The organism is Flavivirga spongiicola (assembly GCF_030540825.1).
In the GTDB taxonomy this organism is placed as follows: Bacteria; Bacteroidota; Bacteroidia; order Flavobacteriales; family Flavobacteriaceae; genus Flavivirga; species Flavivirga spongiicola.
Genome location: NZ_JAUOEO010000001.1, coordinates 4,848,286 through 4,869,103, shown reverse-complemented (window position 1 = coordinate 4,869,103; position 20,818 = coordinate 4,848,286). Strand labels below are relative to the sequence as shown.

Sequence of the window (20,818 nt, the reverse complement as noted above, 5' to 3'; positions counted from 1 at the left end):
AAAGACGTCAGTCACGGCTACTTTTGAAGTAGAAATCAAAACAAACTTATTATGAAAACAGGAATTATTATACCGTGCTACAATGAAGAAAAAAGATTAGATGTTAATGCTTTTGTCGAATTTATTCAATCGCATAATGAATTTCATTTATGTTTTGTAAATGACGGTAGTAAAGACAATACACTACAGGTATTACAGGATGTTCAAAAACAAGCTCAAACAAGAGTAAGTATTGTAGATGTGAAAAAGAACGCTGGTAAAGCGGCGGCAGTAAGATCTGGTGCACGTTACTTATTTAATAGACAAGATATAGATTATATTGGTTTTATTGATGCAGATTTATCTACCAACTTTAACGACTTTAAAAAGTTGGTAGATACTTTACATAATAATGATAATTTATCATTGGTTTATGGTTCAAGAGGAAAAGGAGAAGGACAAATAGAAAGAAATCTGTTTAGAAATATATTTTCAAAAATGGTAAAAATGATTGTATTTCTAATTTTAGGTTTACCAATTGAAGATACACAGTGTGGTGCTAAAGTTTTTAGACGTAATATTATTCCTGTAGCATATAATCGATCATTTTTAACAAGATGGTTATTTGATGTTGAAATATTTTTAAGACTTAAAAAGCATTTTGGTTCGAAAGCTATTATGAATAAAATGTACGAACAGCCATTAGATAGATGGGTACATGTAGATGATTCTAAATTAGGAATGAAAGATGCGTTGCAAATACCATTAATGCTAATTAACATTTGGTTTTCTTATACCGTTTTATCAATTTTTTCTAATACACTAGAAGCTGGTAAAGTAATAACTCTAGATAAGATTAATGTAATTAACAGTTCGAATATTGAGATAGCAGCTTAACTTAGCCTCATACACTTTGTTTGATTTGAAAGCAGTGCTTAATGATTTTAAGCACTGCTTTTTTTATCCCCCAATGGTTGTCATACTCCTATTCTTAGAATGTAATTTAGGTTCTTGTAATTTTTTTAAAGTATCCATCCCGCCACGAACTTTAAGCTTAGCTTGTACTGCTTTTTGAATGATTGGTTCAATAGAATTTCCAGATCTTAGTGTGGTTAATAAATCTGATTCTGTTGAAGAAAACAAACAGTTTTTTAATTGTCCGTTGGCAGTTAATCGCAGTCTATTACAGGAATCGCAAAACGGATTGGTAACTGAGCTTATAATAGCAAAAGACCCTTGGTAACCTTTTATTTTATAGTTTTTTGAAGTGTCATTCGGAGCATCTTGTAAACGTTCTATTTGTGTTTCAGGAAATGTATCATTTACATAATTCATTACCTGATTATAAGATATCATCTTACTCATATCCCATTTATTACCATCAAAAGGCATGAATTCAATAAAGCGAACAGAAATTGGTAAATCTTTGGTGAAATTTATAAAATCTATAATTTCATTATCGTTAAAATCTTTCATTAAAACAGCATTCACCTTAACAGTAAAACCTTCCTTTACTAATAATAAAATATTGTTATAAACCTTTTTAAATTCGTGCCTTCTGGTAATGTGTTTAAACTTGTCTTCATCCAAAGAGTCCAAACTTACATTGATTTTATTGACACCATTTGCCTTTAAAACGGCAATAAACTTATCAATAATAACAGCGTTAGACGTAATAGATAACTCTACAGGAAGTGTGGCTAATTTTTCTAAAATAGTTGGAATATCTTTTCTAATCAAAGGTTCTCCACCAGTTAGTCTAATTTTAGTAACGCCATGATCTACAAAAGTTTTTGCTATTTCGTAAATTTCCTCGTAAGTCATTAAATGACTTTTAGGAGATAGTGGCACGCCTTCTTCCGGCATACAGTAAGTGCAACGTAAATTACATCGCTCTATTAAAGAGATACGTAAATACGCATGGTCTCTACCATGTAAATCTTGTAATATATTTTTATTTCTATTCATTTTAAATCCTAGATTATACCTACCCTTTGGGGAGGTCGGAATTGCTTTTTCGCAATTTCGGGAGGGGCTTAATCATGTCTTGCACCTTTTAATATTCTAAAAATATGTAATACCGATGGAAATATAGCATCCATCGATTCTTTTGCACCATTGGTTGAACCAGGAAGCGCTAATACCAATGTGTTATTTATAGTTCCTGCAACACTTCTGGATAACATGGAGAAAGGTGTTCTGTCTTGTCCGTAGTTGCGAATAGCCTCCTCAATACCAGGAATTCTTCTATCTAAAAGCGGTAAAAGCGCCTCTGGAGTGATATCCCTAACAGAAAGCCCAGTTCCACCTGTATAGATAATTAAATCAACACCTTCTTTTTCATAGTTTTTTGCCTTCTCTTGGATGATCTCTTTTTCGTCAGGAATAATAATGTAATCTTCAATTTTTACATCGCTTTCCTCTAATTTCTTTATGATCGCTTTTCCTGCTTTGTCTTCTTTATGTCCTGCTGAAATAGTATCGGAACATACAATCACAGCTGCTTTCAGGTCTTTTCTAAAACGATCTCTAAAATCAGATTTCCCGCCTTTTTTATTAAGTAGTTTTATCGCATGGATCTCAATACCTTTATCTATAGGCTTCAACATATCATACATGTTTAGGGCGATAACACTCGCTCCGTGCATAGCTTCAACTTCAACACCCGTTTTATAAATAGTTTTTACCGTAAATAAAACAGTGATTTCCAGTCCGTTTATTTCATATTCAACCCCAGTGAATTCAATAGGTAAGGGGTGGCAGTCTGGAAGAATATCAGGTGTTCTTTTTACGCCTAATAATCCAGCAGCTTTACTCATGGCAAATACATTGCCTTTCGGAACCTTATCGTTTTCGATTGCTTGTATTGTTTCTGATTTACTAACTTTTACAACAGCTTGTGCTATCGCGGTTCGTAATGTGGTGCTTTTATGTGTAATATCGACCATTTTTTGAATTGAATATTTTTTATTGATTATTTATTATTAGTGCTTGCTGTTTTTCTTGAAGCCATAAAGATTGCTGTTAATTCGCTAGATTCTTTTAATAAAAATTCAATCTTGTCTTTTTGAATAAGGTTTTCGTCCAGAGCAAATTCCAGCCAAAAATTTGATTCATCTACTTCTTCTATAACAATACTAATTTTCGCAACAAAACTGGGTTTTGATTGAGCAACACAGGTCGCTCTATAATTTGCAGCTACAGACGTTGAACACCTGATAAGCTGCATTTTTATATGATTAGTGAGGTAAGTCTTTGGAAAAAACTCTGTAACCTTAATGCAATTATGTGCAAAAATTTTAGTTCTTTTTTTTAACGCTTCTTTCATAATAATCAATAATAATTAGTCAATATTCAATTATTAACTTTCCATTGATGTGATTCGTCTTCAAAAATCTCCTTTCCAAAAACAGGAACATCTGCTTTTATAGCTTCTACAATAAATTCTAAAGCTTTGAAAACGACTTTACGTCTTGGTGATGATACGAATACAAATAAGCATATTTCACCAGCCTTTACAGTTCCTAAACTGTGATAGATATGCATACATGTTAATTCGAATTTTTCAAAAGCTGCTTCTCGAATGTCATGGAATTTAGCATTAGCCATATCCTCATAAGCGGTATATTCTATTGCTGATACTGTTTTGTTGTCTATAACATCAGCACGTACTTGCCCTAAGAAAATATTATGAGCACCAATGCTTGTTTTTGTTTGGTGTTTAGCAATGGAATCTCCTATGAATTCTGAAGAAATGGCTCCTTGTCTAAATACGTTTTTTATTTTTTTATCTGTCATTTGATACTTCTTTATGTTGTTCTTTTAAATATGATTTAATTTCTAAAGCGCTTTCAATAATGCTATAACAATTATTGATTTCATATGATTTTAATATAGATACAGCTTTTTTGCTCCTTATTCCAGATTGACAAAAAATGGCTTTTTTCTTTTCAGAATCAACTTTTTCTAGTTGAGATTCTAATATACCCAAAGGAATGTACGTAATGTCTAAACTTTCAATTTTAGGTATTTCATGAGTTTCACGAACATCAATAATTTGAATGTTTGTTTGATTGATAGCTTCGGTTATTGAAATAGTATCGATTTCTATTTCACAAATTTCTTCAACATTTTGGGTATGAAAACTATCTTTTTTACTTAAAATAGCCTCAATTTCAGATGAGGATCTGTTTATGTTTAATGTAATTGTTTGGCTATTTAGCGCATTGTAACAAAGTAGTTTTCCAGAAAGCGGTTGACCAAGACCTAAAATGATCTTTAAAACTTCATTGGTTTGCATCGTTCCAATAATACCAGGTAAAACACCTAAAACACCTATTTCGGAGCAATTAGGAACAGCTCCTTTTTCTGGAGGGGTAGGGAATAGGCAGCGATAACTTGGTCCGTTGTTATAATTAAAGACAGAAACCTGACCTTCAAACTTGTAAATAGCTCCAAAAACCAACGGTTTGTTGGTTATAACAGAGGCATCATTAACCAGATAACGCGTTGCGAAATTATCGGTTCCATCAACAATAATATCATATTGATTAAATAAATCTATAGCGTTTTTATGAGTGAGTTTTTTAGGGTAAGCAATTATTGAAATACTATCGTTTAAATCTTCTAAACGTTTTTTTGCTGCTACCGCTTTATTTTCTCCTAATGATGATGTGCCAAACAGTACTTGTCGTTGCAAATTAGATATTTCGACAACATCAAAATCTACAATACCAATATGACCAATACCAGCGGCAGTAAGATATTGTAAAATGGGACAACCTAAACCACCGGCACCAATAACCAATACTTTAGCATTTGAAAGTTTATCTTGACCTTCTTGTCCGATTTCTGATAATATTATATGTCTGCTATATCTATTCATTCCTAAATTCCTGCGAAGGCAGGAATCCCATCCTACCATTTCTAATTACTTTAATATTTCATTTTTTGTCATATCGAATGAGGTACAACTGAGACATCCCATAACAGTAAGTTATGCAATTTCCCCCTCTAGGTCGAAATGACTACCCGCCTGCAAAAGGTGGTAAAAGCGCAATGTCGCTTCCAGAGACCTGCGTTTCTAATGTTACTAATTCCTGATTTTGTGCAACTTTAAAATCCTTATTCTTTAATGGGACATACTTTTCATAAAGCTGTTCTATAAGTTCAGAAATAAAAACCCCTGAGAATTCCAAAGACTCTTCTTCTTGTTGAGTTACCTCTGCTATTTGACCAAAATATTTAATCGTTATAAGCATCTTCTAATTGTTTTAATTCTTCTTTAGTGTTCACGTTCATTGTGGTGTTATAATCATTATTATCCAAAGGGATATTTTTAACACGACATTGACTAACAGCCATTCTTAAACGTTTTTCGTCTGTTTTCAATAAATTATTAAAAATGATACTACATTGCTTTTTATACAAAGCAATTAAAGGCATTGCTTTTCCATTGCTTTCTATCTGAATGATATCTGAATTGGTATCAATATTCATTATTAGTTTTTCCAGTATCTCAGTTTTAATTAGGGGTATATCGCAGCTTAAAACTAAATTGTAATTCGTTTGGGATGCATCAAGACCAGAACAGATTCCAGCAATTGGCCCGGCATCCTTTATGGTATCAGTTACCCTTTCGTAACTTAAGATATCATAATCCGGATTATCAGAAACAATAATGATATTAGATACCAAGGGTTTTATGGCATCAATACTTCGTTGAATAAAAGATTTTTCGTTCAACACTAAAAAACCTTTATCCGTTCCCATACGGGAACTTTTACCTCCTGCCAAAATTATACCTGTTATGTCTTTTTTATCGATCATTTTAAGTAAAGAATAATTTTAAACATGCAGTTATTAATACAAAAGATAGAATGTATCTGAGCTTTTGATTATTTATTTTTTTACTTCCTAAGTAGCCTCCAAAAATACCACCAACTATTGCAATGGCCACTAAAACGAAAGATTCCATTTTAATATGAACACCACTACTTACTTGTCCAATTAAACCGGCGGCAGAATTCACCCAGATAAATAGGGCAGAAACTGCTGCGGCCTCTTTCATTTTACCCCAGTGCAACAACAAAATAACCGGTGTTAGTATAATTCCACCACCAATACCTATAAGCCCTGAGAAGAATCCAATAATACCACCGACCAATAATCCTTGCCAAAGTGTTACATCTTTAATTGATTTACTTTCATTTCCGAAAACGTTTAACATTTTTAATATGGCAAAAACCAACAGAACAGCTAATATCTTTTTATATATAGAAGCGTCTATCTCAATTGTACCGCCTAAAAAGGCTAGTGGTACTGAGATGATTGCAAAGGATATAAATAATTTCTTGTTAAAGAAACCTTCTTTGTAATAATAATAAAATGAAATACCAGCGACAAAAAGATTGAGTAATAGGGCAGTGGGTTTCATAATTTCCGGTGCGAATGAAAATAATGCCATTAATGCTAAATAGCCACTTGCACCACCATGTCCTACACTGGAATACAGAAAAGATACTACTGGGAGTATGATTAAAAATATGTATATGTTTTCTGTTTGTAACATTTATATTTTTTCTTTGTTAGTTTCTAGTTTCTAGTTTCTGGTTTCTGGTTTCTGGTTTCTGGTTTCTGGTTTCTAGCTGTTAACCTTAACTTTTAGACTTCAGGTATTTATAGCATTTCTATTTTTTCCAACTGTTTGTCTAAAAACGCCCAACAATTTTTATTAATTTCATCAAAGGCTTTAACCAACGATTTTCCGTAGTCGGTTAGTTCGGCACCTCCGCCACCTTTACCACCAATACTATTAATGGTTACTGGCTTTTTTGCTGATTTATTTACGGAGTCCAAAAGCTGCCATGCTTTTTTATAGGATATATTTAAAGATTTGGCTGCTTTTGAGAGCGACCCTGTTTGTTGAATTGCCTTTAATAAATGTACACGGCCTTCACCTAGAAGTACATTGTTTTCAGATTCAATCCAAATTCTACTTTTAATTTTATATCCCATAATCATCACTTATATTGGTAATAAAATAACTTCTATTTCGTCATTTATATTAATACTTGAAACATCTCCTGGAACAAAAACTAATGCGTTTGAAAGCGCAAATGTTTGCAGCATGGATGAATTTTGCCCTTCTAATATTTTAACTTCACCTTCGCTATATATCGCTTTTAAAAACTGAGGTCTATCTCCTTTTTTTTCGAATGTAGAAATAGACTTAGCTTTTATTCTTGGTAATTCAATCGTATTTTTATTCATCATTTTTTGCAGTGCGATATATACATAAACATAAAAGCATGATAGGGCAGCAGCAGGGTTACCAGGCAAAGCAAATATGACAGTATTCTCTTTTTTTCCAAAGAATAAAGGTTTTCCTGGTTTTTGCTTTACTTTATAGAATACTTCTTCTACTTGTAATTCTTTAAGAGCCTTCCCAACAAAATCATAATCACCAACGGAGATTCCGCCTGTCGCAATGACCAAATCGTTGTCGTTGATAACAGTTTCAAGCTTGTTTTTGGTTTGCGTATAATCGTCCTCTATTTTGTGAATAGTCACATCATAAAATTTAAGACTATATAAAGCGTTTAAAAGCATTTTAGAATTACTTTCATATATTTTCCCATACACTAACGGTTCACCGGCTTCAACAAGTTCATTACCAGTAGTAATTAAAGCTATTGAGGGTTTTTTGTAAACTAAAACTTCAGTTATTCCTAGGGATGTTAAAAAACCAATAGCTGCAGGTGTTAATTTTGTTCCTTTTTTTAGAGCGACATCACCTATTTTGACTTGTTCTCCTAACGGGCGAATGTTGTGTTCTAAACCTATTTGATGCTCAACGCTAATGGAATTTCCGTTTCTAACAACTTTTTCTTGCATCATAACAGCATTAGCTGAATCTGGAACTGCCGCTCCTGTAAAAATACGAACTGCTTCTCCTTGTTTTAAAATAGGTTGATGTTGGTCGCCTGCTTTAATTTCTCCAATAAGATTATATTCTAAACTTTCGTGTAAACATAATGCATAACCATCCATGGCCGATTGTCTGAAAGGTGGCATGTTTATTGGAGAAGTAACATTTTGAGAAAGCTTATATCCACCAGATTTTTCAATAGATTTAGACGCTTCTTTTAAAAGAGGTTTAATATTTGATTTGACTGTATTTATAGCTTTTTCTATGGTAATCATTTACATATCGTTATGTCTTTGCAAATATAACGATTCGTTTTAATATGATTAAAATAATTAGAAACTTTTATGTGATAAAACATAAAAACAATTTTGCTTTTTATGTTTCATTTTAAAATATAATTGGTATTATTCAAAAAATTCTAAGACTCTAATTTTGTTCCTTGTAGAATAGATTTTATTTTCATCATGTAATTGTTTTAATAGTCTTGTAATCACAACTCTAGATGTATTTAAATCATTAGCAATTTCTTGATGCGTTATTTTTAGCTCAGCATCTTTGCTTATTTTAACTTTATTGGTTAAGTATTTTAGTAATCGTTGATGCATTTTCATAAATGCTAAACCATCAATTGAATCTACCATTTCTATTAATCTAAAATGGTAACTGTCAATAATAAAATGACGCCAAGATTTATATTTGGATAGCCATTCATCAATATGGTCAACAGGTAAAAAAATAGCTTCCATATTAGTTTCTACAACACCTTTGAATATACTTTTTTTATGGTTGATACAGTTTGCAAATGAAATGGCACAGGTATTACCTCGTTCTAAAAAATGAAGAACTATTTCCTCCCCATTTTTTTTTCTTCTTATAATTTTCACGATACCATCTAGAATTAGGGGAATATGGGTTAACTCACTTCCTATGTCAATTAGTAGCCCACCGCTTTTAATTTTATTAAAATGACCTGCTTTAATAATTTCATCCATTAATTTTTTTTCAAAAATTTCAGAATAACAATCATCAAGTTTTTGCCTTAATGTTAATTCTTGATTATTCACTTTTATAAGGTGTATTGGTTTGATTTAGTGTTTGATAGTAAAGATAATCAATTATAAAGGAAAACCCCCTAACAAAAGCTAGAGGGTTTAAAGTACTAAACTAGAGCTTAATTACTGAAAAAGAATTAATTATAAACTAAAATTTTATTTGTAATTGCCCTATTAGTGCATCATCGTCTACATTTACTACAGTTTGAATATTTGCTTGATAATTTAATTGAAATCGAACTTTTTCGTTATGGAAGTAGTTAATTCCTATAGTCATTCTTTCTTGATAACCAATATTATCTTTAAGGTCAATATCTGGATCAAAATATTCATATTTAAATACTGGTTGGAAATGCTCTTTTATTAAATATGATGCCATGATGTAAGCACCATCTCTTTTTTCAGCTAAAGCAACAGGCGTTGCGCCACAACCACCTGCGGCTCCACTAAAGTAAGCACCTTCATCGTAAATATACTCTCCCTGAAGTTCAAATGCCTCCCAGTTTAATAAAAATTCACCTCCGTAAGATGTGCGTGAATCATCGTCGTTGTTTGGAATTGGATACCCATATCTAAAACTACCGCCAACTGTTAAAAAGTTAGTTATTTTATAAGTAAGCCGTCCGATAATATCTTTTTTGGTATTATCATCTTTTACTCTTAAGCCCCTGCCATTCATTAAGGCAATAGCATAATTAAATTTGGTGTACTTATTTCCTCCTAAAAGCATAATTCCAAAATCTCTTTGCGGCGCCACTAATTGGTCTGCCACAATAGATCTATCGATAGTTGTAAGCGCATTACATGGTGTGCTTACATCTAAACTAAAAGGTTGCTTAAACGAACCTACTGATGCTCTTGCCCAATTGTACTTATCATATGTGATAAAAGCATCCATTAAATAAGCATCTCCAGAGCTGCCAATAAATGGGCTAGCTTCTAACATAAAATAGTATGAAAAATCACCTTTTATGTTGCCTCTAACACCTATTCTGGCTCTTTTAAACCGGAATGTATTTTCACCACCATCGGTAAAATTATAATCGTATTGCGGTTGTATATATCCAAATATTTTAATATTGTTAATACTTAGAGAATCACTAGCAACAGGATCATCATCATCACAACCTTGCGAAAACGTATTATTTACTTGAAATATTAATAGAGCAAATAATATATATATATTAATTTTCATTGTTTATGTGTTTAAATCTATTAATTAGAAACTGTTGGAAAGTCTTTAGAAACTGAAGCGCTCCATTTGTTAGATGTCCAAACAGGATTGGAATTGTATAATCCGTTCATCCCAAATTTTAAGCTATAAGCATCATATCCTAAAACTCTTAAACAAGCTGTAATTACTGCAGATGTTTGTCCAGTATAGCAGTATGTTACTACTTTAGCATTGTTGGCAGGATTAAGGCCTAAATAGCTATCGTCTGAAAGTTTAAGTGGATTGATTCTATAAGCGCCATTGATATGTCCAAAGCCTAGATAGTCAGTTTCACTGAAATAATTATTTATAAAATAGTTACCTGGATTAGCTATCACATCTGTGCCATTAACGCCTTGGAAGCCTAATGTTACAATTGCTTCAACACGTTCTTTAAGAATGGTTTCACCATTTGTAGAGAGACTAGTTATTGTTGGAGCTTCATATACAATATTTGTAGGTGCACCTGTGTTGGTCCAATTGGCATGACCTTGTGCTGGATTTCCTATAGAATTATTCCATGGTGTTGCGTTATTTGAATTCCAGCCAGACATTCCCCATTTTAAAGCAAAAGTATGAGCGTACCCATACATGCGTAAAAGTCCAGTAGCATAGCATGCAGTTTGTCCTGTATAACACACAACAAGTATTGGTTTTGTGGCATTAGCGGCATCAGTTAAAATATCGGCAAAAGCAACATTTTTGGCACCATTAACATGAGCCGCTAAAAAGTCTGTACTGTTTCTAATATCCATAATGTAATACTTGCTTAGAAAACCGTCTACCAAATCCGCTGTTGCCGGTGGAGCCTTAACAAATTTTTCTCCATCAGTATTAGTAAGTATATTATTTATGTCTAAATTATTTTGTACCATATAATCTGCCATAAGTGTGAAGGCAGGTGTAGAAATTGCTGTTGGGTCTGAAGGGTCATCTCCTCTATCACAGGAAGTTAGGAATAGAGCAGGGACTACTAATAATCCTATTAATAATGCTAATTTTTTCATGATTGTATTGTTTTAAGTTGTTAGGTTTTTATTCAATTACAGGAAACATGTTAATTTCCTTTTTAGAAAAGGCGTCTAAACCTTTTTCCTTTAAAAGTTCATTCATAAAACTATTGGCACCATAGGCTAAATTGCCAACGTTATATCCTAATACGTTTAAGTATGCTACTACATAAGCTGCTTTTTGGCCTGTCATATCGTATACCAATACTTTTTGATCTGTTGGTAGGGTTAATAAATCTTTGGATAATGATGCATTAGGTTGAAAGTGAAGCGTTCCTGGAATATGCCCCACACATTTGTCTTGATCCCAATATTTTATTATATAGTAGTTAGCAGGATTTTCAAAAACGTCCATCGATTTTACAATAAACTTTTTGTAAGGTATTGCGAATAAGGTTTCCAATCTGGCCTTTAGAATTTCTTTGGCTTCCGTTTTACCAGTATTTAATGCGGGTTGTGAGCCTTTTTTTGGTTTTTCTTTTTCTGTGGTTTCCAGTTTTGCAGCATAATCATTTTTAGTGTTTTTAATCCATGAGTTATCTGCAAAATCTTCTCTCCAGGAACTCATTCCCCATTTCATACTATACACATTATTGTATCCTGCTATTCTTAATAAACTAGTATAATATGCCGCCGATTGTCCTGAATAACAGACTAAAACAATTTTTTCATAATCTGCAGGATTAATGGTGTTTTCAAAATAGGTAAGCAAGTTTGCAGGCTTTACATTATTTGCATTTTTTATGTGACCATATTCAAACCAACTTGCGGTTCTAATATCAATAACATGAAATTTTGGATTTTTCATGTTTTTTTTAACAACTTCTGACATTATTATTGGCAATGATTCACCATTAATAAAGAGGTTATTAGTTTCAAGATAATTTAGCAATATTTCAAATTCATTTGATGGATTGCTGTTGGTTCTGTTAACGGCATTTTCTAAACTTGTAAAACTGCTAAATAATGCAGTTGCAGAAATAGATAATACCATTATAAATAAAGATATTTTTTTCATGACATAATTGTTTAATATTCAGTTGTTTAATTGGTTTTATTATGTTTGAAGTTATACTATGTTACCAACTATTTTTATGACTTTTGTCAATTTTTACTTATAAATAATCGGTAAACTTAGTAACATTTGTTACAAATTAATTATCTGAAAATCAGTCTATTAGTGATTGGCAGTGATATACACTAAGAAGTGTTTTTTAATGAGAAGTTTTATTTTTTGAAATGTAACTTTTTTGAAGTCTAATTATATAGGTTTACAGGCTATTTCTAATAAAAAAAGCTACTTTATTGTAAAGCAGCTTTTCAAATTTAAAACGTTAACAACCTCCCTCGGGAACCTTTTTTTTCTTTTTTCGAACAGGAATAATCTTTTTAACGGGTCGAGTTATTCTTTTTGGAATCTCTTTTACTTTTGAGTTTTTAACAGATTGATTTATAAAAGCGCTAATATCTGCTTCAAGCTTTTCAATGTCACAGGTTTTAGTAATTAGTTTATTTTGCGAGTAGTTATTTTTAATTGTGAGTAGTTTTAGGTTATCATAACCCAATTGATATAAAAACATAAAAGGAACATTAGCTTCTTGTGGGGTATAACCATACAATACACCTATTTTATTTGATTCTTTTAATTCCTTAAATAAAGCTGAATTTGCTTTATTTAAAATATCGGGAGTATGAACATTTATAGCATTTTCTAGGTGACCTTTATCAAACTCATTTTGGCTTCTAATATCTATTAGGACATAATCAGGGGTGTTAATACTTTCTAATGTCACAAAAAAATGATCATTTGTTATTTTTTCAAGTGTTTGATTAACATTTATGGCATACGTATCCTTTGGACGTTTATATGTTAAAAGACCTATTAGTATAGCCAATATAAAGAGGGTAGAAGCTATAGATATTCTTTTTGTTTTCTCTAATTCTTTCATAAAGCATGTTTTATAAAGTTTCAAAAATTAACAACCACCTTCAACTGGCATTTTCTTTTTCTTTTTGACAGGGATTACTTTTTTAGGAGCTGTTTGTATTGGTTTTGGTGTATTAGTTTTAACTTGATCAGGATAAACAACACCGAAATACATGCTCGCTGCTTTTCTAAACGAGTATAACTCAAAAGCCTTATTTTGCATATGTTCTTTTGGCTTAGGTGGATTAATAATGGTTTTAAACCATGTGTTAATCCCTCCTTTCAAAACTCGCAAATTCTTATATCCCAGTCGGTTGCATAAAATCCAAGCTTGATCTGCATCAAAATTATCATTTGAATAGAATATAACATCAAATTCATCTTGATTTATAAATGCAGCAGAATCTTCATTAAATAAATTTTTAAGAGGTATGTTTATAGCATTTGGAAGCGTGTACTTTTTAAAAGTCTTTTCATCTCTCAAATCTATTAGTAATAATGATGGGTCTTGGTTTATAATTCTTTCGGCAAGTTCATCAGTAGTCATATACCTTTCTGGACTAATAATATTGCTTAACAACTCTTCAGGGGTAATTCCTTCCTGTTTTTCAAATTTGGGTATCAAAACCAAACCTCCTGCAAGTATTATAAATATTAATGCAAGAATAACATATCTAAATGATAAGAATTTAACTAATTTTCTATTTATCATTTTCTGTAATTTATATTATTAGTAAAATACTTTTTTTACGCGTTTACGAATTATATCTGCTAATACGAAAATAATAATAGCAGCTATTGTAAATAGGAAAACAAACCAATAGGGGTCTACACCCAATGAATCTACTAAAGTAATATTTCCATAAAAGTAGCTTGTGTAAATAGGTTCAAATATTGAATATAGCTCGGAAAAGATAAAAACACCAACCATAATACCAATAACATAGATTATAGCGTCAATTTTACCTATAGCTACAGCACATAAACTTGTGCCCGGACAAAATCCGCCAGCTACAAAACCTATTCCCATAATAGCGCCTCCAATTATTGCTGCCCATGTATAGGTTGGATGTACGTATAAACTACTCATATCTAAATATCCAAGATAATCCATGTATAAAAGCCCAATAAGGGATACTAATGCTGCTGTAAAAAACACTTTTAAAACAGCGAAATCATAGCCATAAAAAACACCGGCCAATTTTCGGGATGATGAAAACCCGGATGCTTCTAATATAAACCCGAAAAAGATTCCGATTATTATAGCAATTATACTACTCCATTCAAAAGGAATTATATCGTTAGGAATTAATGGTCCCATATTATTATTATTTAGTTAAATCCAATTTTTTCTAAAGAAATATGCAAATAAATACGCCGTACCAAAAATGGCTAGCATGGTAATAAACCCACCAGAAGAGAGCACAGCCATACCACTTAAAGCAGCGCCACTTGTACAACCTCTAGCAATTTGAGCTCCTAGGCCAAATAAAATACCTCCCCCAAAAGCAAAAATTAAACGACGTCTTCGTGTAATTTTTGGTGAGTGTTGTGTTCTCCATCCAATCCTACCAGATATGCCACCAGAAATGAATGCACCGATTAAAACACCTAATGTTTCAAATACAAGCCAGTTATTCATTGGAGATTTTGTTTCATCTAAAAACTTACTATAATAAGCACTGTTCTCCGCATGTTCATGAGCAGCTGTATTTACTATTGCAACTACACTACTTTTCATAGCTCCGCTTGCACCTAAACCTCTACCTGTAATATAGAATGTGAAAATAATTAGTAATCCAAGAAGGAATCCACCGAAATACGGATTCCAATATAGATGCTTGTTTTGTTTTTTATTTTTCATTGTGTCAATTTTAATATAGATATCTTGTTAACTGTCCTGCTTCAACCATTACAAATCTGAATATCAATCCACCTATCAAGATTAATATGGCAGGAATTGCAACTGGTATTTTGTATCCTTTAATTTCTAAAAGCTCTAGAATACCAGGAACTATTAACCCTAGTATAATAACAAAGCCAAAAAACATAAGAGTGAATTCGCCACCAATAAATAAATTCATGGCATCTAGTTGGACTTGAGATCCTGCATACATGCCCATAATCATATGAACTATTAATCCTAATTCTATAATTATAAGTGCTAAATCAATTTTGCTAAACAAATGTTTTTCTTTTGCAGTTTTTGATAATAAGATGATTGTTGCTGCTCCTGTCGATAATCCAGATATTAAGAATAGAGGCCCTAAAATGGCATTGTTCCATAATGGTCTGGCGTTGAAAGCGGATAACAAAATTCCTGTATAGACGCCCAAAATAATAGACAACGGTACTAAGATATATGCCATATTTTTTCTATGCTTTTGAAGCCATTTTTCAAAGTTTTTTAGGACATTAAATTTTAAATTCCTTTTTGGAAATATTTCGGAGAAGTAGCTAAAAACCCATAAATATGACAATGGCGTTGTTACCAATAAAACCCATGCTCCCCAAGACATTGGAGATTCTAATCTAATAGTCGTATACAATTGCCAAGTGTATAATGGATGCGTTAAATCGTAAACCAGTGCTAATAGACCTAATGAAAGTGCTATTGGAGTAATAATAGATGCATATTTTACTGTAGTTGGGTATTCTTTTTCTTTACCTAATATGGTAATAATGGCAGCAAACAAAAGTAAACCAGCAGATAAACCTCCTAAAAATAGATATACGGCAATTGGCCAGTGCCATACTTCTAATGATGGATCTATATTTGGAATATTTCTACCACTTGTAAATAGTTCTTCTTGCATAATTATATTTTTATATTAAATAATATACATTGGGCTTAGTTCCTGCTTCCGGAGCTAACGTTTTCCATTTTCTGTTTTTTAATAATTTAGAAACTTCACTATTCGGATTATCTAAATCTCCAAAATACATGCACTTGGTTGGACAAACAGATACACATGCAGGTAGTTGCCCTTTCTCTAATCTATGATGACAGAAGGTACATTTATCTACATAGCCTTCCGGATGTTGGTAACGTGCATCATAGGGGCAAGATTCTATACAGGCTCCACAGCCAATACATTCATTATGTGTTACAAGAACAATCCCTCCGTCTACTATATGGCTCGCTCCAGTTGGACAACATCTTACGCAAGGGGCATTATCACAATGATTACATCGTTCAGATTTTAATTCTAAAACAATGTTAGGGTAGGTACCACTTACAGTTTCAGTAATCCAATCCCTGCAATATCCAATGGGTACATCGTTTTCAGTTTGACAGGCGACCACACAATCACTACATCCAACACATTTTAAGGTGTCTATTACCATTGCGTATCTCATATCTTAATATTTTTATGTGGATCTTCAGTTAATATTTCTACAAAGTTGCCTCTCATGCCTGTTCCTCCCATTATAGGATCTACAGCAACATTTGATATCATTTGAGTATCGTTAATACCCTTACCAAAGGCTCTGGTTAGCTTTTTGTTATCATGACCAAAACCATGAACCATGTAAACAGAATCCCATCTAATTCGTTCTGTAACTCTAACTTTAATTGAAAATGTTGATGTTATTTTGTCCTGATTTCTTAACCATACAGATTGCCCGGTTTTTAACCCTATAATTCGTGCTACTTTAGGGTTTACCCAAAGATTGTTTTCACTTTTTAGGTCATTAAGATTCGGGTTATTAGCGGTTCTACTAAAAGTATGCATGGGTGATCTTCCATAATTTAATCTATAAAAACCTTGTGGTGGTTCGGGATGTTTAGTAAAAACTGGTAATGGATCGAAACCTAAGTCTCTTAACTCTTTTGAGTACAATTCTATTTTTCCACTTTGTGTATTGAACTCATGCTTTTTCCCTTCAACTAAATAGAGTGGTCCAGATTTTCGAGGAAAATTTTTCACTCCTATTTTTTTCATTTCATCTAAAGAAGTCCCCATTTTAGTTAATTGCCACTTTATAACTTCTTCAAAATCGTTATAATTAAAATAGCTGCTCAACCCTAAGCGCTCTCCAATTTGTTTTGCAACCCACCAACCTGGTTTAGAATCATACTTTGGTTTTACAGCAGGAATTCTAACAGCGATAGAGGGTTCTCTGTTTGGTGAAGAACGGATACCATCATAACGCTCTAAATAGGTGCATTCTGGCAATACAACATCGGCATAACCCGTAACGTCCATAGGCATGGTATCCATTACTACCATAAATTCAAGGTTATCAATAGCTTCTTCCAATAGCTTTTTGTTTGGAATTGATTTAGTAATGTTGGTTCCTGCTACCATCAAAGCTTTTACCGGGTACTTATTATTTTCACTTGGAATGGCGCATTTCATAACTTCGGTAGTAATGCCCATTTGTGCTAAAGGAAATTTTTCTCCAATATCTTTCCAGCCCCATTTAGGATGCGGGTATTCTGGATGTGGGAATTTAGGAACACTTATTTTTTCTTTGAAATAGAAGCCACCTCGTCGTCCCCAAGAGCCTAATAGGGTATTTAATATAGCCATCGCTCTTGCTCGTTGCGTATCATCGCCATACCATGTAACATGTCGGCCGGGATGTATAATTACTGCTGGTGCTGCATGAGCCATCGCTCTTGCTGTTTTTCTAATCTCTTCCGGTTTAATAGTTGTAATACCATATGCCCATTCTGGAGTGAAATTTAGGACATGGTCTTTTAACTCATTAAAGCCAGAAGTATACTTTTTAATGTATTCTTTATCGTATAAGTCTTCTTCAATTATAACATGCATCCAAGCCAGCATTAATGCAATGTCTGTAGCTGGTTTTATAGCTAACCAATGTTGTGATTTACTGGCAGCTGTAGAAAATCTTGGATCTACAGTAATAATAGTGGCATTATTATCTATAGCATCAGACATTTCTTGTACTTGTGTATTATGCATATTTTCCCCGATGTGAGAACCTATTAAGACTAAGCATTTTGTGTCTCTAATATCTGTAGGTTCAGGTGAACCAACCCAAGAACCGAATGTTAAACTGAACCCAGCTTCTCTTGGGCCACGACATTGAGCGTAAGCAGGTTCTGCAATAGTATCAGATCCGTAAGCTTTGAATAAATGTTCTAAATGACTACCAGGGGAACCATGCTTAAGTAAAGCAAAAGATTCTGCGCCATATGTATCTTTTATATGCTTAAATTTTGATGCAATTAAGTCTAGTGCTTCTTCCCAACTGGCTTCTCTAAAAGTTTCTTCACCATTAATAGTAGTTCTGATTAACGGTGTTTTTAATCTATCTTCATCAGAGTACATGCCTACGCCTCCAGTACCCCTTGGGCAAAGTCTGCCATAACAATGTGGATCTTCATTATTACCAATAATCTTTTTGATTTTTCCTTCTTCATTACTAAAAGCCCAGGCAGCACATTTCCAAAAACAGACTTCACAATAGGTTGCAGATTTTTTAAACTTATTCGAAATATTTTGTTTAAATGCAGCATCTAAATATGAATTAGAACCAAACAGTTGAAATGCACTTGAAGCGGTTGCCAAACCTCCAAAACCTAAGGCTGAAATTTTTATAAATTTTCTTCTTGAAGTAGCCATGAATCTAATTGTTTATCTGGGATAAAATTATTTATAATTAAAATTTTAAATCATGATAAATATCATGTAATCAGCGATTTATGTGTAACAAATGTTACATAAACTTTAATTAATTGATTATGATAAGGGGATGATTTTTAAATTGTAGTAAATTTGATTAACAGTTCTACCGATGGAAAATAAAAAATATTTGAATGGAATTTTAGCATTAGTTTTAATACTATTTGCAGTATTATTCTATGTTAGAAATAAACATTCTTTTAATGCAAATATTAGTTATGAAAATGGGTCAACTAACATTAACGTTTCAAACTCAGAGTCATGTCTTCAATGCCATCAAAATACCAAAGGGTATTCTAATTACCATAATCCAGAGCTTATAGGTTGTGCAAGTTGTCATTTAGGAAATATATTATCATTTAATAAAGACGAAGCACATAGAGGCATGATTTTAATTCCTGGTAATTTATCTGATGCGAAAGAAACTTGTGGTAAATGTCATCCCAATGAATTAGATAAGATTAATACCTCTTTGATGACTACTAATAGTGGTATAGTAGCTGTAGATAAGTTTATTTTTGGTGAGGCAAATCATCAAAATTATCATTACCATATAAAGGATATAAAAAATTCGGCTGCAGATAAACACTTAAGAGATTTATGTGCAAACTGTCATTTAGGAGCTAAAAAGACTACCTATGGAGAAATTAATCAATTAAGTAGAGGAGGAGGCTGTAATGCATGTCATTTAAATTATTCACAAGAAGCAAAAGAGGAGTTAAATAAATATTTAGCTTCAAATAAAAAAATACTGCCAAGTTTTCATCCATCTACCGATATTTTTGTTAATGATACACATTGCTTTGGTTGTCACAGTCGTTCAAGTAGAATTTCAACAAATTATATGGGATTGCAAGAAACCTTGTTAAATGAGGATGAAATCAAAGATAAAAGCAATCATATAGTTTTAGAAGATAAAAGAGTTTATAAATATCTTGAAGAAGATGTACATCATACAAAAGGGTTGCTTTGTATAGATTGTCATTCGTCTCATGAAGTTATGGGGGATGGAAAACAATATCAGCATGCTGAACAAGCGGTAAAAATACAGTGTGTAGATTGTCATTATAAAGAAACTCCGAATACCATTCCTTACGACTCTTTAGACACTGAAAGTCGATTGGTGTTTTTACATCGTGATTATAAGCATACTGATAAACAAATTTTAGTAGCTAAGAAAGATAATCATCCTTTAGTAAATACTTATGTTGATTCTTTGGGAAAAGCATTTTTAATAGGTAAAAAAGATGGAACAAGACACACTTTAAGAAAACAATCTGTAGTGTGTTCAAGAGATCATGCTCATAAAAATGTGAGTTGTGCTAGTTGTCATTCATCTTGGACCTCAAAATGTATTGGTTGCCATAACCAGTTTGATAAAGATGAGCCTAAAGGTTTTGATTTATTGGATAAAATGGATGTGAAAGGCCAATGGAAAGAATATGTTGCTGAATTTTCATCATCACAACCAGCAATGGGGGTGCGTGAGAATGACGATGGAAGAACTGTTGAGCCAGCAATACCTGGGATGATTTTAACCATTGATGAGGGAAGTTACTCAAATAAAAAAATTGGTGAAGATGTGTCTTTCCATAGGCTGTATGCTCCAAATTCTCCGCATACAACTACAAAAAATGTGCGAGATTGTAAATCCTGTCATTCTAGTGCTGTATCTTTAGGCTATGGAAGCGGTGATTTAGTTTATGATATTAAAAATAATATAGGAACATGGGTTTTTACTCCTGAATATGCATTGAATAATCATGATAACCTACCAGAAGATGCCTGGATTCCTTTTTTGAAAGACGTTAATAAAAATGTTGTGAACTCTACTAGATCAGATTTTAGGCCTTTCACCCTAAAGGAGCAAAAAAGACTCCTTTTGGTAGGAGCTTGTTTGCAGTGCCACAAAGATAATTCTAAAGTGATGAGTCAATCTTTAGAATTTGGATTAAATGCGGTGCTAAAAAATATAAGTAACGATTGTATTTTACCAAATGATTATTAAGTAAAAAAAGAAGCAATTATTTCTTTTTTATATTAAATT

General features: G+C 32.5%; 23 protein-coding genes. 2 read left to right on the top strand and 21 right to left on the bottom strand.

Translation table 11 applies throughout. The annotated features are described in order from the left end of the window. The first annotated feature begins 51 nt into the window (after window positions 1–51). A complete protein-coding gene (locus Q4Q47_RS19315; protein WP_303308283.1) occupies window positions 52–876 on the top strand; it encodes a dolichyl-phosphate beta-glucosyltransferase in 825 nt (274 codons plus the stop codon). Window positions 877–939: 63 nt separating this feature from the next. Here Q4Q47_RS19315 and moaA read toward each other — a convergent pair whose 3' ends face one another. The 21 genes from moaA to Q4Q47_RS19210 all read right to left on the bottom strand — a co-directional run bounded on the left by moaA (window position 940) and on the right by Q4Q47_RS19210 (window position 18,711). Continuing rightward, window positions 940–1,947 (bottom strand): GTP 3',8-cyclase MoaA, encoded by a 1,008-nt coding sequence (gene moaA / locus Q4Q47_RS19310; RefSeq protein WP_303308282.1) that lies wholly within the window; start codon window positions 1,945–1,947, stop codon window positions 940–942. Between the two features lie 68 nt (window positions 1,948–2,015). Beyond that, window positions 2,016–2,927, bottom strand: coding sequence for a bifunctional molybdenum cofactor biosynthesis protein MoaC/MoaB (gene moaCB, locus Q4Q47_RS19305; RefSeq protein WP_303308281.1), 912 nt, complete (start codon window positions 2,925–2,927; stop codon window positions 2,016–2,018). 26 nt (window positions 2,928–2,953) lie between these two features. Next, window positions 2,954–3,307 (bottom strand): four helix bundle protein, encoded by a 354-nt coding sequence (locus Q4Q47_RS19300; RefSeq protein ID WP_303308280.1) that lies wholly within the window; start codon window positions 3,305–3,307, stop codon window positions 2,954–2,956. Between the two features lie 26 nt (window positions 3,308–3,333). After that, on the bottom strand, window positions 3,334–3,777 hold the full coding sequence (locus Q4Q47_RS19295; RefSeq protein WP_303308279.1) for a molybdenum cofactor biosynthesis protein MoaE: 444 nt from the start codon (window positions 3,775–3,777) through the stop codon (window positions 3,334–3,336). Next, window positions 3,767–4,903, bottom strand: coding sequence for a HesA/MoeB/ThiF family protein (moeB, locus tag Q4Q47_RS19290; protein ID WP_303308278.1), 1,137 nt, complete (start codon window positions 4,901–4,903; stop codon window positions 3,767–3,769). The genes Q4Q47_RS19295 and moeB overlap by 11 nt, the downstream gene beginning before the upstream one ends. Window positions 4,904–5,006: 103 nt before the next feature. Continuing rightward, window positions 5,007–5,240 (bottom strand): MoaD/ThiS family protein, encoded by a 234-nt coding sequence (locus tag Q4Q47_RS19285; RefSeq protein ID WP_303308276.1) that lies wholly within the window; start codon window positions 5,238–5,240, stop codon window positions 5,007–5,009. After that, complete coding sequence (gene mobA, locus Q4Q47_RS19280) at window positions 5,224–5,808, bottom strand: molybdenum cofactor guanylyltransferase (protein WP_303308275.1); 585 nt, start codon at window positions 5,806–5,808, stop codon at window positions 5,224–5,226. The genes Q4Q47_RS19285 and mobA overlap by 17 nt, the downstream gene beginning before the upstream one ends. Before the next feature lies 1 nt (window position 5,809). Further along, a complete protein-coding gene (locus tag Q4Q47_RS19275; RefSeq protein WP_303308274.1) occupies window positions 5,810–6,550 on the bottom strand; it encodes a sulfite exporter TauE/SafE family protein in 741 nt (246 codons plus the stop codon). A gap of 107 nt (window positions 6,551–6,657) precedes the next feature. After that, the gene (locus Q4Q47_RS19270) at window positions 6,658–6,996 is read right to left on the bottom strand and encodes a winged helix-turn-helix domain-containing protein (protein ID WP_303308273.1); all 339 of its coding nucleotides are present in this window, start codon (window positions 6,994–6,996) and stop codon (window positions 6,658–6,660) included. A 9-nt stretch (window positions 6,997–7,005) separates the two neighbouring features. Further along, window positions 7,006–8,184 carry a molybdopterin molybdotransferase MoeA gene (locus tag Q4Q47_RS19265; protein WP_303308272.1) on the bottom strand — a complete coding sequence of 393 codons (1,179 nt, stop codon included), beginning with the start codon at window positions 8,182–8,184 and terminating at the stop codon, window positions 7,006–7,008. 129 nt (window positions 8,185–8,313) lie between these two features. Continuing rightward, the gene (locus Q4Q47_RS19260) at window positions 8,314–8,973 is read right to left on the bottom strand and encodes a Crp/Fnr family transcriptional regulator (RefSeq protein WP_303308271.1); all 660 of its coding nucleotides are present in this window, start codon (window positions 8,971–8,973) and stop codon (window positions 8,314–8,316) included. Between the two features lie 136 nt (window positions 8,974–9,109). Then, a complete protein-coding gene (locus Q4Q47_RS19255) occupies window positions 9,110–10,156 on the bottom strand; it encodes a porin (protein WP_303308270.1) in 1,047 nt (348 codons plus the stop codon). 20 nt (window positions 10,157–10,176) lie between these two features. Further along, entirely contained in the window at window positions 10,177–11,181 is a 1,005-nt protein-coding gene (locus Q4Q47_RS19250; protein WP_303308269.1) for a rhodanese-like domain-containing protein, read from the bottom strand. A 28-nt stretch (window positions 11,182–11,209) separates the two neighbouring features. Further along, window positions 11,210–12,202, bottom strand: coding sequence for a rhodanese-like domain-containing protein (locus Q4Q47_RS19245; protein WP_303308268.1), 993 nt, complete (start codon window positions 12,200–12,202; stop codon window positions 11,210–11,212). A 316-nt stretch (window positions 12,203–12,518) separates the two neighbouring features. Continuing rightward, a complete protein-coding gene (locus Q4Q47_RS19240) occupies window positions 12,519–13,133 on the bottom strand; it encodes a rhodanese-like domain-containing protein (RefSeq protein ID WP_303308267.1) in 615 nt (204 codons plus the stop codon). 27 nt (window positions 13,134–13,160) lie between these two features. Further along, on the bottom strand, window positions 13,161–13,823 hold the full coding sequence (locus tag Q4Q47_RS19235) for a rhodanese-like domain-containing protein (RefSeq protein ID WP_303308266.1): 663 nt from the start codon (window positions 13,821–13,823) through the stop codon (window positions 13,161–13,163). Window positions 13,824–13,841: 18 nt separating this feature from the next. Further along, window positions 13,842–14,432, bottom strand: coding sequence for a YeeE/YedE thiosulfate transporter family protein (locus Q4Q47_RS19230; protein WP_303308265.1), 591 nt, complete (start codon window positions 14,430–14,432; stop codon window positions 13,842–13,844). A 15-nt stretch (window positions 14,433–14,447) separates the two neighbouring features. Then, entirely contained in the window at window positions 14,448–14,975 is a 528-nt protein-coding gene (locus Q4Q47_RS19225) for a YeeE/YedE thiosulfate transporter family protein (protein WP_303308264.1), read from the bottom strand. A gap of 10 nt (window positions 14,976–14,985) precedes the next feature. Beyond that, window positions 14,986–15,927 (bottom strand): NrfD/PsrC family molybdoenzyme membrane anchor subunit, encoded by a 942-nt coding sequence (gene nrfD, locus Q4Q47_RS19220; RefSeq protein ID WP_303308263.1) that lies wholly within the window; start codon window positions 15,925–15,927, stop codon window positions 14,986–14,988. 10 nt (window positions 15,928–15,937) lie between these two features. Further along, on the bottom strand, window positions 15,938–16,471 hold the full coding sequence (locus Q4Q47_RS19215; protein WP_303308262.1) for a 4Fe-4S dicluster domain-containing protein: 534 nt from the start codon (window positions 16,469–16,471) through the stop codon (window positions 15,938–15,940). Then, window positions 16,468–18,711, bottom strand: coding sequence for a molybdopterin-containing oxidoreductase family protein (locus Q4Q47_RS19210; protein WP_303308261.1), 2,244 nt, complete (start codon window positions 18,709–18,711; stop codon window positions 16,468–16,470). The genes Q4Q47_RS19215 and Q4Q47_RS19210 overlap by 4 nt, the downstream gene beginning before the upstream one ends. Window positions 18,712–18,883: 172 nt before the next feature. On the opposite strand from Q4Q47_RS19210, the gene Q4Q47_RS19205 reads away from it, so the two are divergent. Next, a complete protein-coding gene (locus tag Q4Q47_RS19205; RefSeq protein ID WP_303308260.1) occupies window positions 18,884–20,779 on the top strand; it encodes a hypothetical protein in 1,896 nt (631 codons plus the stop codon). Window positions 20,780–20,818 lie beyond the last annotated feature (39 nt).